Here is a 13998-nt window from a genome sequence, read left to right on the forward strand (position 1 = left end):
TCAGCCTCCTAGCCGGTCGAGGGCGAGATTGAGCTCCACGACGTTGACGGTCGGATCCCCGAGGTACCCGAGATCGGGTCCCCGGGTGTACTCCGCGACCAAGTCGCGGACCTCCGAGACCGGGAGCTTCCGGGCGGTGGCGACGCGCTCGACCTGGATCGAAGCGTACGCGGGGCTGATGTCGGGGTCGAGTCCGGATGCCGAGGCCGTCACCGCGTCGGCGGGGACCGCGGACTCGGGGACGCCCTCGAGCTCGGCGACGACCTCCGTGCGCTCCTCGATGGCAGCGACGAGGTCGGCGTTCTCGGGGCCGAGGTTCGAGCCCGACGACGCACCGGCGTCGTAGCCGTCACCGGCTGCGGACGGCCGGGTCTGGAAGTACTGCGCGAGCGCGGCACCGTCGGCATCCGTGAAGGACTGACCGATCAGGGACGACCCGACGACTTCGCCCGAGGCGCCCCGCAGGAGCGAACCGTTCGCCTGTCCCGGCAGGGCGACCTGCCCGACGAGGGTGATGAGCGCGGTGTAGCCGACCCCGAGGACGACGGTCAGGACGGCCATGGCGCGAACGGCGACGAGGACGGTGCGCCCGGTGGCGCGGGAGGAGCTGTTCATGATGGGGAGTCCTTGTCTCAAAAACCGGGGAGGAGGCGGACGAGCAGGTCGATCAGCCAGATCCCGACGAAGGGGGCGACGACGCCGCCGAGGCCGTAGACGGCGAGGTTGCGGCCGAGGATCGATGAGGCGCCGCCCGCCCGGTAGCGCACGCCGCGGAGGGCGAGCGGGATGAGGACGATGATGATGAGCGCATTGAAGATGATCGCCGACAGGACCGCGGATGCCGGTGAGTGCAGGCCCATGATGTTCAGCGCCCCGAGCTGGGGGAAGACCCCCATGAACATCGCCGGGATGATGGCGAAGTACTTGGCGATGTCGTTCGCGATCGAGAACGTCGTGAGAGCGCCGCGTGTGATGAGCAGCTGCTTTCCGATGCGGACGATGTCGATCAGCTTCGTCGGGTCCGAATCGAGGTCGACCATGTTGCCGGCCTCCTTCGCGGCCGACGTCCCCGAGTTCATCGCGACGCCCACGTCCGCCTGCGCGAGCGCGGGAGCGTCGTTGGTGCCGTCGCCCGTCATCGCGACGAGGTTCCCGCCCTCCTGCTCGGTGCGGATGTAGGCGAGCTTGTCCTCGGGCGTGGCCTCGGCGAGGAAGTCGTCGACACCGGCTTCCTTCGCGATCGCCGCCGCGGTCAGCGGGTTGTCTCCCGTGATCATGACGGTGCGGATCCCCATCGCGCGAAGCTCGGCGAAGCGCTCGCTGAGCCCATCCTTCACGACGTCCTTCAGGTGCACGACGCCGAGCACACGCCCTGCGCCGGCGGCATCCTTCGTCGCGACGACGAGAGGAGTGCCGCCCGACTGCGAGATCGCCTCGGCGCGCGCGGTCAGATCGGCGCGGATATCGGAGGCCAGCAGCGTTCCGCCCTGTTCGAGCCACCCGATGATCGCGGAGCCGGCGCCCTTGCGGATCGACGAGCCATCCGGCAGGTCGAGGCCGCTCATGCGGGTCTGCGCCGTGAACGGGACGATGACGCCCTCGGTCTCCCCGGTCACGTCGACGCCGCGACGGGTGGCGAGGTCGACGATCGAGCTGCCTTCCGGGGTCGGGTCCGCGAGCGAGGAGAGGGCCGCCGCGCGGGTGAGCTCGGCCTGGGCCATCCCGTCGAGCGGGACGAACTCCGCTGCCTGACGGTTGCCGTAGGTGATGGTGCCCGTCTTGTCGAGGAGCAGCGTCGTCACGTCGCCGGCCGCCTCGACCGCACGGCCCGACATGGCGAGGACGTTCCGCTGCACGAGACGATCCATGCCGGCGATGCCGATGGCCGAGAGCAGCGCGCCGATCGTCGTGGGGATGAGGCAGACGAGGAGCGCGACGAGGACCGGAATGCTGACGGGTGCCGCCGCGTAGGACGCGACCGGGTTCAGGATCAGCGCCACGACGACGAAGATGATCGTGAGGCTCGCGAGCAGGATGTTGAGGGCGATCTCGTTCGGGGTCTTCTGGCGAGCCGCCCCCTCGACGAGCGCGATCATCCGATCGACGAACGTCTCGCCGGGCTTCGACGTGACCCGCACCACGATGCGGTCCGACAGCACACGGGTGCCGCCGGTGACCGCGCTGCGGTCGCCACCGGATTCGCGGATGACGGGGGCCGACTCGCCCGTGATGGCGGACTCGTCGACTGACGCGATGCCGTTGACGACGTCGCCGTCACCGGGGATGAGGTCGCCCGCCGCAACGACGACGACATCACCGAGGGCGAGTTCCGCCGACGAGACGTCGTCGATCGTGACGCGCTCGGCCGCGGCATCCGTCTGCTCGTCGTAACCGGCGACGCGGTGGGCCACGGTGCTCGTGCGGGTCTTGCGGAGCGTCTCGGCCTGGGCCTTGCCCCGCCCCTCGGCGACCGATTCCGCGACGTTCGCGAACAGGACCGTGAGCCACAGCCACACCGCGATGATCGCGGTGAACGAGACCGGGACCGGCGTGCCGCCCGACTCCCCCGGTCCGCCCAGGAGGGGTTCGGCGACCGCGAGGACGGTGGTGAGGGCCGCACCGAGCCAGACGACGAACATGACGGGGTTCCGCCACTGCGCGCGGGGGTCGAGCTTGCGGAGAGCACCGGGGAGGGCGGCCGCGACGGCGGCGCCGTCGATGCCGCGCCGAGCAGCGGGGGTGGTTCCGGCTGCCAGTTCGGAGGTGGTGAGTGTGGACATGGGTCAGATCAGTCCTTCTGCCAGGGGACCCAGCGCGAGTACGGGGAAGTAGGTGAGAGCGGTGACGATGACGATCACGCCGACGAGCAGGCCCACGAACAGCGGCCGGTGCGTCGGGAGGGTGCCCGCCGTCGCCGGGACCTTGTCCTGCGCGGCGAACGATCCCGCCAGGGCGAGCACCAGCACGATCGGCAGGAAACGGCCGAGCAGCATCGCGACCCCGAGAGCCGTGTTGAACCACGGCGTGTTCGCCGTGAGGCCCGCGAACGCGGAGCCGTTGTTGTTCGCCGCGGACGTGAAGGCGTAGAGCACTTCACTGAAGCCGTGGATGCCGGGGTTCCAGATCGACGTCGACGTGACGTCCTCGCGGACCCCGGGGATCGCGAAGCTGAGCGCGGTGCCGGAGAGCACCAGGATCGGGGTGACGAGGATGTAGATGCTCGCGAGCTTGATCTCACGGGGACCGATCTTCTTGCCCAGGTATTCGGGAGTGCGTCCGACGAGCAGACCCGCGATGAACACCGCGATGACCGCCATCACGAGGATGCCGTAGAGACCCGATCCGACGCCGCCGGGAGCGAGCTCCCCGAGCATCATGTTGAGCATCGGCATCATCCCGCCGAGCGCGGTGTACGAGTCGTGCATGGAGTTGACGGCGCCGGTGGAGGTCAGCGTGCTCGTCGACCCGAAGATCGTCGAGCCGACGATGCCGAACCGGACGTCCTTGCCCTCCATCGCCGCTCCGGCGAGTTGGGGCGCCGTGCCGCGACCGGCGAGTTCGAAGGCGGTCAGCGCGAGCGTCGACGCGAGGAAGAGCACGCCCATCGCGCCGAGGATCGCGTAGCCCTGCCGCGCGGAGCCGAGCATCGTCCCGAACGTGCGGGGCAGCGAGAACGGGATGATCAGCATGAGGACGATCTCGAAGAGGTTCGTCCAGCCCGTCGGGTTCTCGAAGGGGTGAGCCGAGTTCGCGTTGAAGAAGCCGCCGCCGTTGGTGCCGAGGAGCTTGATCGCCTCCTGCGAGGCCACCGGACCGCCGGGGATGCTCTGCGTCGCGCCGGCGACCGTCGTCACGTCGGTGAAGCCCGCGACGTTCTGGATGACACCGCCCGCGAGCAAGACGATCGCAGCGATGACCGAGAGGGGCAGGAGGAGACGGAGGGTGCCACGGGTGAGGTCGACCCAGAAGTTGCCGATCGTGCCGCTGCGCCGGAAGGCGAGACCGCGGACGAGGGCGACCGCGACGGCGAGACCGACGGCGGCCGACACGAAGTTCTGCACCGCGAGGGCGGCGACCTGCACCGTGTAGCCGAGGGTCGCCTCGGGCGAGTAGGACTGCCAGTTTGTGTTCGTGACGAAGGAGACCGCGGTGTTGAACGACAGCGCCTCGCTGGGAGCCGGGAGCCCCAGCGACCAGGGCAGCCACTGCTGCACGCGCTGCAGGCCGTAGACGGCGAGGACACCGATCGCCGAGAACGCCAGCACGCTGCGCGCATACGCCTGCCACGTCTGGCCGGACGCCGGGTCGACGCCGATCAGCCGGTAGAGACCGCGCTCAGCCCGGGCATCCTTCGGCGCACTGTAGACCCAGGCCATGTAGTCGCCCAGGGGGCGGTACGCCGCGGCGAGGATGAGGGCGAGAGTGGCGAGGGTGAGGACCGCGGGAAGCCACGCCATCAGAACTTCTCCGGCTTCACGAGAGCGACGAAGAGGTAGGCGAGGACGGCCACGCCGAGGACGGCGGCGGTGATGTCGAAGATGCTCACAGCCGGTCCACCGCCTTGGCGAACAGACCGATGATCACGAACAGGGCGAGGACGCCCAGGACGTAGACGATGTCGAGCACGAGGGAGGCTCCGTTTCGAGGACCGCAGGCCCTACTCGGGCCGTCGCGCCGGTGTGGCGCATCCCCGATGGAACACCTCGGCGAGGGCCCGTCCCGCGGTCCTCACGGAATCCATACGCCCCCGGGCGCGCTCCTCACGGGATCCTCATGCGAGCTCCGCTTCGCTGCCGAGCTCGACTCAGTGCACGTCGACTCAGTGCACGTCGACTCAGCGCCCGTCGACTCAGCGCAGGTCGACTCAGTGCAGGTCGGCGTCGGCGTCGCCGCGGCGCCAGGCGGTGAAAGGCACCGTCAACCCCGCTCGGGAAGGCGCACACACGAACGGACCCGCCGACGCCTCGAGATCCGTCGCGAACGGGACGACCCGCACGAGACGCAACGCCTCCCCCGCGGCACCCGCCCGGACCGTCAGCGCAGTCCCGTCGCGGCTGATGCGCACGGTGATCCTCCGCCCGCTCCACTCGGGGACGGGGGCGAGCGACCAGTCCGACATGCCGTCCGTCACCACGGCGCCCAGCTGGAGAGCGCCGTCCGCGTACTCGATGCCCGCCTTCACCCAGCGGGTGTCGTCGACGCGGACGAAGAGCCCCGCCTGATCGAACTGCGCCTCGAACGGGATCTCGAACTCGACCTCCATCGCCGAGCCGTCCGGCAGCGGGGCGACCAGCGCGTGCTCGGTGTCGTGCACGAACCCGTACGAGGTGAGCCGCCACGCGTCGCTCCCCGCCGCAGCGGTGACGAGCAGCATCCCGTCGCGCGCCTCGACCGCTGCGGGCGGCGTCGTCCAGGCGCCTTCGGACCTGTCGATGGACGCGGTGGCTCGGGCGATCTCGCTCATCCGGCCAGGCTAGCGGGGCCGGTCAGCCCAGCCGGATACCGGCGGACTCGAGTGCACGGACCGCGGTGTCGAGCACGGCGGCGCTGTGGTCGAGACGCCGATCGCGCTCGGCGACGTCGTTCTCTTCGATCATGCGGACGAAGGCACGGAACTCCGCCAGCATCCGATGCGGCTCGTCGTCGAAGGTGAGGCGCTCGCTCGATCCGTCGCGCAGCTGCACCTCGACCGCCGGGATCTCGTTCGGCGGGCCCTCGAACACCATGACGCCGTCCACGCCCTGGATCTTCGTGCGAGAGGGACCCGGAGAATCCTTGGCGCATACGCACACCGCCGTGAGATCGCCGTAGCCGAGGACCGCCACCCCCGAGGTGTCGACACCTCGCTCCCAGCGCGGCGTGTACGCGACCGTGTCGGGTGCGCCCAGCAGACCGACCACGAGGTGCAGCGTGTAGATGCCGAGGTCCATCAGCGCCCCGCCGCCCGCGGCGGGGTCGAAGGCCGGGGCGACCGTCCCGGCACGGAAGGCGTCGTAGCGGGAGGAGTACTGCGAGTACTCGCACTGCACGAGCCGGAGCTCGCCGAGGCGCGGAAGGTTCTCGCGCATCCATTCCACGCTCGCGAGGTATTGGTTGTTGATCGCCTCGACGAGGATGAGTCCGCGCTCAGCGGCGAGCGAGTGGAGCTCGGCGAGGTCGTCGGTGCGCAGCACGAACGGCTTCTCGCAGATCACGTGCTTTCCCGCCAACAGCGCCCGACGCGCGACGTCCGCGTGCAGCACGTTCGGCACCGCGACCCACACGGTGTCGATGCGGCCGTCGGCGAGGCACTCCTCGAGGTCGGTGAAGACGAGAGGGATGCCGTGCGCGGCCGCCAGATCGTCGAGCTTCTCCCGGCTCGCCTCGCGACCGACGATCGCCGCGACCGTCAGCCCGGGAATGCCGGAGGCGTGGGGAAGGAACTCGGCGACGATCTTCCCCGCGCCGACGACGGCGAGCTGCACGTCAGACGGCCAGCCCGATGGCGAGCAGCACCACGCCGATGAGGGGCGCGGCGAGCTGGATCAATGCCGCGCGCGCCTTCGAACGGTCCGACAGGAGGAGCACGAGACCCGCCGCGACCATCGACCCCGCGCCCACGAACACCAGGGTCGCACCGACGGCGGTCGACCCGGTGGCGACGAAGACGATGCCGAGGAACACCGCGATCGCCAGGAACAGGTTGTAGAAGCCCTGATTGAAGGCGAACGGTTTCGTGATGTCGACCGTCGCGTCGGTCGTCCCGAAGGTGCGCCGCGCAGCAGGCCCGGTCCAGGCGATCGACTCGAGGAAGAAGATGTAGACGTGGATGGCGGCGCCGAGCGCCGCGAACACCAACCCGGCGATGATCATGGCGTCATCCTCTCAGATGACAGCCGCGGCCTCCAGGAGAGCTCGTGCCGGCAGCGGGTCGGTGATTCCCATCGGCTCCGCGCCGGTCCCGGGAGATCCGAGGAAGGCCAGCACGACCGGCTCGCCCGCGCGGTCGCGGACGACGCGGCCGGCATAGTGCGGCGCGGCGAGAAGCAGACTCGCCTCGTCGACCGGGGCCCCGCGGGGCACGGCATCCGTCCGGACGGCCCAGACGCCCTCGGCACCGTCCGTCGTCCTGGGGGCGCAGAAGAGCAGGACGGGCGTGCCGTCGACCTCCGTCACCTGGAAGACCTCGAGGTGGGCGAAGGTCTGCGCCGGGCCGCTCAGCGGGGGCTGCACCGTCCAGGTGTCGAGATCGGGCGACCAGGCGTGCCCCACGACTCCCCCGGTGGACGTCGTGCCGCCGGCGCCGCGGGCGGTGATCAGCATGTGCCAGCCGTCGCCGGCGGGGTCGCGGAAGACCCACGGGTCGCGCCAGGCCTCTTCGGGCCACGCCGTGTCGCCGAGTTTCTCGTAGTACTCCCCCGCGGCGCGCAGGACGAACGCCTCGCGCTTGTCCCACCGGTGCAGGTCGGTCGAGGTCGCCATCCCGATCGACTCGATGTTCCGGGTGGAGCCTTCCTCGAGGAAGACCGAGCCGGTGTAGAACATCCGCCACAACCCGTCGTCTCCCTGGACGACGCAGCCGGTCCACGTGGCGGTCGCGTCGAAAGCGCCGGGTGCACCGGGGCCGAGCACTTCGCCGTGATCGGTCCAGTCGGTCAGATCCGTCGAGGTCGCGTGGCCGATGCGCGCGTGCCGATGACGCAGCTCCGGGTCGCCGAGCGACGTCGGCGCGCGCAGGTAGTAGAGGTGGAAGATCTCCCCGTCGTCGGCCACCCAGAAGTCCCACACCCAGTGGGTGTCCAGCGCAAAGGCCACCTCAGCCCTTCAGCGAGCCCTGGAGCAGCGCCGAGACGAAGTGGCGCTGGAAGACGAGGAAGATGATGAGCGTCGGCGTCAGGATGAGGAGCGACCCGGCGCACAGGAGCGGGATGTCCGTCCCGTACTGGCCCTGGAATGCTCCCAGCGCCCCGGCCATCGTCCGCTTCTCGGGATCGTTGACGAGCACGATCGCGAGCAGGAACTGGTTCCAGGTCCACAGGAACAACAGGATCGCGAGCGAGGACAGCGCCGGCACCGACAGCGGGATGTGGATGCGCCAGAAGAGCTGCCACGTGGTGGCACCGTCCATGCGCGCCGCCTCGGACAGGTCCTGCGGCATCGTGATGAAGTGCGCGCGCATCCACATGACCGCGAACGGCATGAAGAGGCCGATGAGCGGCAGGATGATCGCCCAGCGGGTGTTGAGGAGGCCCATGTCGCGGATCTGGAAGTACAGCGGCGTGATGATCCCCTCGAACGGGAGGGTCAGCCCGAGGATGAACGCGACGAAGACGATCCGACCGCCCGCGGGGCGCAGCTGGCCGAGGGCGAATCCGGCGAGCGTCGCGAAGAGGACGGCGGCCGGGACGACCGCGATCTCGATGAGGAAGCTCGATCCGAGGAGGGCCGCCATGTTCGCGGACTGGAACGCGGTGACGAAGTTGTCCCACCGGGGTTCGGCCGGCCATTCCAGACCGCTCGGGTAGGTCCCGGGTGCGTGGAGCGCCGTCACGAAAAGGCTGACGAACGGCATGACGGTGACGAGCATGAGGACGACCAGCAGGATGCGGCCGACCCATTTCTCGCGGGCGCGGACGATCACGATTCTTTCCCTCGGAGGATGCGCTGCAGCGGGAGGACGATGAGCAGGACGAGGGCCATGAGGACGATCGCGAACGCCGACGCCGTCCCGACCTCTCGCTGGTAGAACGCGAGGTAGAAGATCTGGAGGCCGGGGACGAGCGTGCTGTCGCCCGGACCGCCCTGCGTCGCGATGTAGATGATGTCGAAGCTGGCGAGCGCGGCGATGACCGTGACCGTGACGCAGACGGCGACCTCCTGGCGGACGCCGGGCAGCGTCACGCTGAGGAACTCGCGGAGGGGGCCGGCGCCGTCGATGCGCGCCGCTTCGTAGAGAGCGGGGTCGATCTTCGTCATGCCCGCGAGGATCAGGACGAGGCAGAGCCCGACCTGCACCCACGCGCCGATGACGCCGACGGCGGGCAGCGCGGTCGAGAAGTCGCCGAGCCAGGCGCGGGTGAGTTCACCGAGGCCGAAGAGCCGAAGGAACTGGTTGACGACTCCGTTGGTCGACAGCTGCCAGCTCCACATGATGCCCGCCGCGACCAGCGGGATGACCTGCGGCAGGAACAGGACGGTCCGCGAGATACCGGCCAGACGGCTCGCGGCGATCGCGCGGATCATGTTGGCCGCGATCAGCGCGATGCCAACCGGGATGATGCTGAAGTAGATGATCAGCTCGAAGGCGTTGAGGATCGCTCCGGTCAGCTTCGGGTTGCTGAACACCTCGACGTAGTTGGCGAATCCGACCCAGGTGGCGGGGCCGATGCCGTTCCAGTCGTAGAACGAGTACTGCGCCGAGAGCGCGATCGGGCGCAGCACGAAGAAGACGTAGAAGCCGGCGGCGGGGAGCACCAGGAGGTACGCCGCGAGGCTCGCCCGGAGCTTGCGCCGGCGGCGGCGCTGAGCCGCCGCCGGGTCGAGCGCTGCTGCGCCGGTGGCGACCACCGGCGCAGCAGCGGGAGGAGCAGAGACCATCACTCAGTTCCCGATTTGGCTCTCGTAGTCCGACTGCACCGACGACAGGAGACCTTCCGGCGTCTGCTCACCGGCGACGAGCTTCTGCAGGTTGGGCGTCCAGCTCTGCGCGTAGATCGCACCGGTCGCGTTGGCGATGAAGTCCATCGCGCCGTTGGCCTTGCTCAACTCGGCGCCGGCGGCGAGGGTCGCGGCGGTCGTCGATCCCTCCTCGACGGGCGGCATGAACGCGTCGGCCGGGCCCATCGGGTGCGAGCCGCCGACCTCGACGCCGATCGTGCGCGCCTTCTCATTGGTCGCGGTCCAGTTGAGGAAGAACGCGGCGCAGTCGGCGTGCTTGGCCGTGGCGGCGACGCCGAAGGTCAGCGGCGCCGACATGGCGCCGATCTGGCCGCCCTCTTCACGCGGGGGCATGAGGAAGAAGCCTGCCTCGCCCGGCATCTGCGTGTCGAGGTTGCCCGACTCCCAGTCACCGTCGAACATGAACAGCGACTCGCCGCCGATGAAGCGGCTCATCATCTGGGAGTAGTCGAGCGAGTTGATGTCGTCGGCGAAGAAGCCCTCGTCGATCCACTTCTTCAGGTGCGTCGTCGCTTCGAGGTTCTCGGGGGTGTCGATCGTGGCGTCCGGCTGCTGGAAGATCCAGTCGTTGATCTTCGCGGGGTCGCCGTACGAGGCCATGAGCGCCTGCAGCGGGAAGGCGAGGCCACCGGTCGCGCCGCCGTTGAACTGGGTGATGGGGGTGATCCCGGCATCCTTCGCGGCCTTAAGGTCCGCGTCGAACTCGTCGAGCGTCTTCGGCGCCTCGGTCATGCCGATCTTCTTGGCGAGGGTCTTGTTGTAGAAGACCCCCGTCATCGAGTAGTTGAGACCCAGTGCGTAGAGCGGTCCGTTGCCGCGACGACCGTCGGCGTCGACGCGCAGCTGCTGCAGCTGCGAGGCGGGCCAGTCCGTCCACCCGAACGCCTCGGCGTACGGGTCGAGGTTCAGGAGCAGACCGTCCTTCGCGAGCTCGGACATCTGCGGCAGGCGCATGAGGTCCGGCGGCGAGTCCTGCAGGACGCGCGGGGCGTTCTGGGTGATGACGGCGAACTGGTCCTCGCGGATGTCGAAGGTCACGTTCGGGTACTGCTTCGTGAACTCGGCGGTCAGGTCCTTCGGGAGCGGGAAGCCGGTCTCGAAGTAGCCGCTGAGGACGACGTCCTCGTCGCCGCACGTCGGCCCGTTCGCGCCGAAGTCAGCGGTGGAGGATGCCTGGGGTGCGGCGGTTCCCCCCGGAGGGGCGCACGCGGTGACGGCCACCGCGAGCGAGGTCAGGACCCCGGCGAGGATCAGCGGACGGAGAGGGCGCTGTGTGAGGCGAGACATCACTGTCTCCTTTCGGAAAACCACGGTGTTCGGGACGGAGACTCCGACGAGTCTCGGTGCTAAATCGCGTTAGCAAGGTCATGATGCGGCACACCGCCCGGCTGTGTCAATGGGCGCGGGGCGTGTCCTGCCTGCGACTTCCCGGCTCGGTCGGCCGTCCCGGCACCCCGTTAGGATCGCGGGAGACAGGAGGTCGCCGTGACGAAGAACCGCGTGACGCTCGCCGACGTCGCGCGCGCCGCCGGCATATCGCGGACGACGGCGTCGCTCGTCCTCTCGGGTCGCGGCGACGAGATGCGGATCGCCGAAGCGTCGCAGGAGCGCGTGCGCCTCGTCGCCGCCGAGCTCGGCTATCGCCCGAACATGATCTCGGCCGGGCTGCGGAGCGGGACGAGCCGGACGCTCGGCTTCATCTCCGACTCGGTCGCCACCTCGCAGCTCGCGGGCGACATGATCAAAGGCGCCCTCGAGGGGGCGCGACGCCACGGGCACATGCTGTTCATCGGCGAGTACGAGGGCGACGAGTCCGAAGCCGAGCGCCTCGTCCACGCGATGCTCGACCGCCAGGTCGACGGCGTCATCATGGCCTCGATGTTCACGAGGGAACGAGCCGTACCGGCAGCACTCGCCCACCGGAACGTCGTCCTGCTCAACACGCTCCCCGACGGTCCGACGACCCGCGCGCACGCGATCCTGCCCGACGAATTGGATGCCGGTCGTCGCGCCGCGCGCCTCCTGCTCGACCACGGGCATCGGGACATCCATCTCATCGGCGCCGGCCCCACACTGGCGGAGGTCCCCCGCGAGACGGTCGCGGGGCGCGAGCGGCTGGAGGGGATCCTCGAGGAGTTGGCCGGGGCGAACGTCGCACCGGCATCCGGTCGCATGCTGAGCATCTGGCTACCGGCCGACGGGTGGAAGGCGACCGCAGACCTCATCTCCTCCGGCGTGCGTTCGGGCGCCATCATCGCCTTCAACGACCGCATCGCGTTCGGCGCGTACCAGGCGATAGCCGAAGCGGGCCTGACGGTACCGGGCGACTTCTCGATCGTCTCGTTCGACGATCATCAGTTGGCGAGCTGGGTGCACCCGGGTCTGACCACGTTCGCCATCCCCCACTTCGAACTGGGGCTGCAGTCGGTCGAGACGCTGCTGACCGCCTCTCCCGACGCGCTCGCCTCCGTCGAGCGGGTCCCCATGCCGCTACGGACCCGCGGGTCGGTGCGCTCCGCCTCCGCCTGAGCGCACGTGGACACGCGTGATCCGCTATCGTCTCAGCTAACGCGATTTAGCAGGGCTGCTCGGGTCGCGTCGAGAGGACCAGCATGGAGCATCGGAGCCCCCACTCGACCGGCATCCGGCACCCCCGCCCACCCTTCGACCCGGACGTCGAGCGCGCGCTCGACGAACGCGACGACGTCGTGACGGGCCTCGCACCGGAGGACATCGCGGCCCTCCGCGCGACGGCTGTCCTGCCCTCCCGAGACGCGTACACGCTCGGCGGCAGCTTCGAGGACCACGAGCACGAGACCGTGGCCGCCGACGGCGCTCGCGTGCGACTCGTCGTCCTCACCCCGGCTGGTCGGCCCGGGCCGTTCCCGGTGCTCTTCCACATCCACGGGGGCGGGATGATCGTCGGCAGCGCCTACGACGTCCTTCCCGATCTCGGCATCTCAGCTCTAGAGCTCGGCCTCGCCATCGTCTCCGTCGAGTACCGGCTGGCTCCCGAGCACCCCTACCCCGCCGCCCTGGACGACGTCTTCGCGGGCTGGGAATGGGTCGCCCGCGAGGGGGCGGCGCACGGGTTGGAGCCCGACCGGGTCATCGTGCAGGGCGTGAGCGCCGGGGGCGGGCTCGCCGCCGGCGCGGTCCTGCTGGCCCGGGACCGCGGGGGCCCTGCGGCGATCGGCCAGATGCTCGTCTACCCGATGCTCGATCACCGCAACGATTCGGCATCCGCCCGTCAGATGGAGGGTGCCGGCGCGTGGGACCGCCGCGCGAACGCAACCGGCTGGGCGGCCTATCTCGGCGGCCTGGATCGGGGAGCAGTGCCGGCCTACGCCTCGCCCGCCCTCGCCCAGGACCTGGGCGGACTTCCGCCGACCTTCCTCGAAGTCGGCTCGGCCGAGACCTTCCGCGACGAGGACGTCGACTACGCGCGGCGCATCTGGGCAGCCGGCGGCGACGCGGAACTGCACGTGTGGCCGGGCGGAGCGCACGCGTTCGACGCCCTCGTACCCGACGCACCGCTCTCGCACGATGCCCGTGAGGCCCGCGTCCGCTGGCTTCGCCGCGTGCTGGGACGCTGACCGGCCCGAACGGCCGGACCGAACGGCCCGCCTCGACGACGCCGAGGCGGGCCGTTCCGGATCGATCAGGACGCCGGGACGAGGACGCGGTCGATCGTGTGGATGACCCCGTTGGAGGCCTTGATGTCGATCGCGCGGAGGACGAGCTTCGGGTTCTTCAGATCCGGGGTCTCGTCGCGGAGCACGATCCCGCGCGGCTCGATGGTGCCGCCGTTGGCCATCTCGATCTCGTGCGAGAACAGCACCTTCACCGGCGACAGCTTCTTACCGGCGACCACGTGGTAGAGCAGGATGTCCGTGATCTGCTCGCCCGTGAACGTCGAGGTGATGGTCTTCAGCGCGGCGGCCTCCGAGGCAGGGGCCTTGCCGGTCAGGTCCGTCACCAGCCGCTCGAAGGCGCGGTCGTTCGGCGCGAAGACCGTGAACGTCGACGACGGGTCGTCGAGCGTCTCGTCCAGGCCGGTGGCCACGAGCGCCTGCACCAGGATGTCGTAGTCCGAACCGTTCGCGTCGGGGGTGCCGCCTCCGGATGCCGCGACTGCGACATCCACGACGGTTCCCTTCGGCGCGGCGGCCTGGTGGGCGGATGCCGGCGAGGCCGTGAAGGCGAGCGCGCCTGCGACCACGGTGGCCAGAGCGGTTCCGAGCTTCTTGTTCATCACGTTGCTCCTTCGATGAGAAGAGTCGCGCCCGGCGGACATGTCGGGCGCCAGTGATGTATTCGTGCCGATCCACCCGAACGGAT

General features: G+C 69.7%; 14 protein-coding genes. 2 read left to right on the forward strand and 12 right to left on the reverse strand.

The window, feature by feature from the left end; translation table 11 throughout:
• The 11 genes from kdpC to BBA86_RS10800 all read right to left on the reverse strand — a co-directional run bounded on the left by kdpC (position 1) and on the right by BBA86_RS10800 (position 10944).
• On the reverse strand, positions 1-615 hold the full coding sequence (kdpC, locus tag BBA86_RS10750) for a K(+)-transporting ATPase subunit C (RefSeq protein ID WP_065571560.1): 615 nt from the start codon (positions 613-615) through the stop codon (positions 1-3).
• A gap of 17 nt (positions 616-632) precedes the next feature.
• Positions 633-2780, reverse strand: a complete 2148-nt coding sequence (gene kdpB / locus BBA86_RS10755) for a potassium-transporting ATPase subunit KdpB (protein WP_065571561.1) — start codon at positions 2778-2780, stop codon at positions 633-635.
• Between the two features lie 3 nt (positions 2781-2783).
• The gene (gene kdpA, locus BBA86_RS10760) at positions 2784-4457 is read right to left on the reverse strand and encodes a potassium-transporting ATPase subunit KdpA (RefSeq protein ID WP_065571562.1); all 1674 of its coding nucleotides are present in this window, start codon (positions 4455-4457) and stop codon (positions 2784-2786) included.
• Positions 4457-4546 (reverse strand): K(+)-transporting ATPase subunit F, encoded by a 90-nt coding sequence (gene kdpF, locus BBA86_RS10765; protein ID WP_065571563.1) that lies wholly within the window; start codon positions 4544-4546, stop codon positions 4457-4459. The genes kdpA and kdpF overlap by 1 nt, the downstream gene beginning before the upstream one ends.
• A gap of 318 nt (positions 4547-4864) precedes the next feature.
• Complete coding sequence (locus BBA86_RS10770) at positions 4865-5464, reverse strand: DUF1349 domain-containing protein (protein ID WP_065571564.1); 600 nt, start codon at positions 5462-5464, stop codon at positions 4865-4867.
• Positions 5465-5486: 22 nt separating this feature from the next.
• Complete coding sequence (locus BBA86_RS10775; protein ID WP_065571565.1) at positions 5487-6464, reverse strand: Gfo/Idh/MocA family protein; 978 nt, start codon at positions 6462-6464, stop codon at positions 5487-5489.
• A 1-nt stretch (position 6465) separates the two neighbouring features.
• Complete coding sequence (locus BBA86_RS10780; RefSeq protein ID WP_065571566.1) at positions 6466-6852, reverse strand: DUF1304 domain-containing protein; 387 nt, start codon at positions 6850-6852, stop codon at positions 6466-6468.
• Between the two features lie 12 nt (positions 6853-6864).
• Positions 6865-7794: a glycoside hydrolase family 68 protein gene (locus tag BBA86_RS10785; RefSeq protein ID WP_065571567.1), complete on the reverse strand. Its 930-nt coding sequence runs from the start codon at positions 7792-7794 to the stop codon at positions 6865-6867.
• 1 nt (position 7795) lies between these two features.
• Positions 7796-8620 (reverse strand): carbohydrate ABC transporter permease, encoded by an 825-nt coding sequence (locus BBA86_RS10790; protein ID WP_065571568.1) that lies wholly within the window; start codon positions 8618-8620, stop codon positions 7796-7798.
• A complete protein-coding gene (locus tag BBA86_RS10795; RefSeq protein WP_065571569.1) occupies positions 8617-9576 on the reverse strand; it encodes a carbohydrate ABC transporter permease in 960 nt (319 codons plus the stop codon). Before BBA86_RS10795 ends, BBA86_RS10790 begins: the two co-directional genes overlap by 4 nt.
• Before the next feature lie 3 nt (positions 9577-9579).
• Entirely contained in the window at positions 9580-10944 is a 1365-nt protein-coding gene (locus BBA86_RS10800) for an ABC transporter substrate-binding protein (protein WP_065571570.1), read from the reverse strand.
• Between the two features lie 213 nt (positions 10945-11157).
• On the opposite strand from BBA86_RS10800, the gene BBA86_RS10805 reads away from it, so the two are divergent.
• Both BBA86_RS10805 and BBA86_RS10810 read left to right on the forward strand, forming a co-directional pair.
• On the forward strand, positions 11158-12186 hold the full coding sequence (locus tag BBA86_RS10805; protein WP_065572266.1) for a LacI family DNA-binding transcriptional regulator: 1029 nt from the start codon (positions 11158-11160) through the stop codon (positions 12184-12186).
• Between the two features lie 83 nt (positions 12187-12269).
• Complete coding sequence (locus BBA86_RS10810; protein ID WP_065571571.1) at positions 12270-13253, forward strand: alpha/beta hydrolase; 984 nt, start codon at positions 12270-12272, stop codon at positions 13251-13253.
• A 65-nt stretch (positions 13254-13318) separates the two neighbouring features.
• Here the strand turns inward: BBA86_RS10810 and BBA86_RS10815 are convergent, their stop codons facing one another.
• Positions 13319-13912, reverse strand: a complete 594-nt coding sequence (locus BBA86_RS10815) for a fasciclin domain-containing protein (RefSeq protein ID WP_223247074.1) — start codon at positions 13910-13912, stop codon at positions 13319-13321.
• Between the last annotated feature and the right edge of the window lie 86 nt (positions 13913-13998).

Origin of the sequence: Microbacterium oleivorans, assembly GCF_001691565.1 — a bacterium.
Taxonomy (GTDB): domain Bacteria; phylum Actinomycetota; class Actinomycetes; order Actinomycetales; family Microbacteriaceae; genus Microbacterium; species Microbacterium oleivorans_B.

Coding starts and splice junctions, on each gene's coding strand:
- BBA86_RS10815 (WP_223247074.1), bottom strand. CDS start 13,912: ATGAACAAGAAGCTCGGAACCGCTCTGGCCACCGTGGTCGCAGGCGCG.
- BBA86_RS10810 (WP_065571571.1), top strand. CDS start 12,270: ATGGAGCATCGGAGCCCCCACTCGACCGGCATCCGGCACCCCCGCCCA.
- BBA86_RS10780 (WP_065571566.1), bottom strand. CDS start 6,852: ATGATCATCGCCGGGTTGGTGTTCGCGGCGCTCGGCGCCGCCATCCAC.
- kdpC (WP_065571560.1), bottom strand. CDS start 615: ATGAACAGCTCCTCCCGCGCCACCGGGCGCACCGTCCTCGTCGCCGTT.
- kdpB (WP_065571561.1), bottom strand. CDS start 2,780: ATGTCCACACTCACCACCTCCGAACTGGCAGCCGGAACCACCCCCGCT.
- BBA86_RS10795 (WP_065571569.1), bottom strand. CDS start 9,576: ATGGTCTCTGCTCCTCCCGCTGCTGCGCCGGTGGTCGCCACCGGCGCA.
- BBA86_RS10800 (WP_065571570.1), bottom strand. CDS start 10,944: ATGTCTCGCCTCACACAGCGCCCTCTCCGTCCGCTGATCCTCGCCGGG.
- kdpA (WP_065571562.1), bottom strand. CDS start 4,457: ATGGCGTGGCTTCCCGCGGTCCTCACCCTCGCCACTCTCGCCCTCATC.
- BBA86_RS10770 (WP_065571564.1), bottom strand. CDS start 5,464: ATGAGCGAGATCGCCCGAGCCACCGCGTCCATCGACAGGTCCGAAGGC.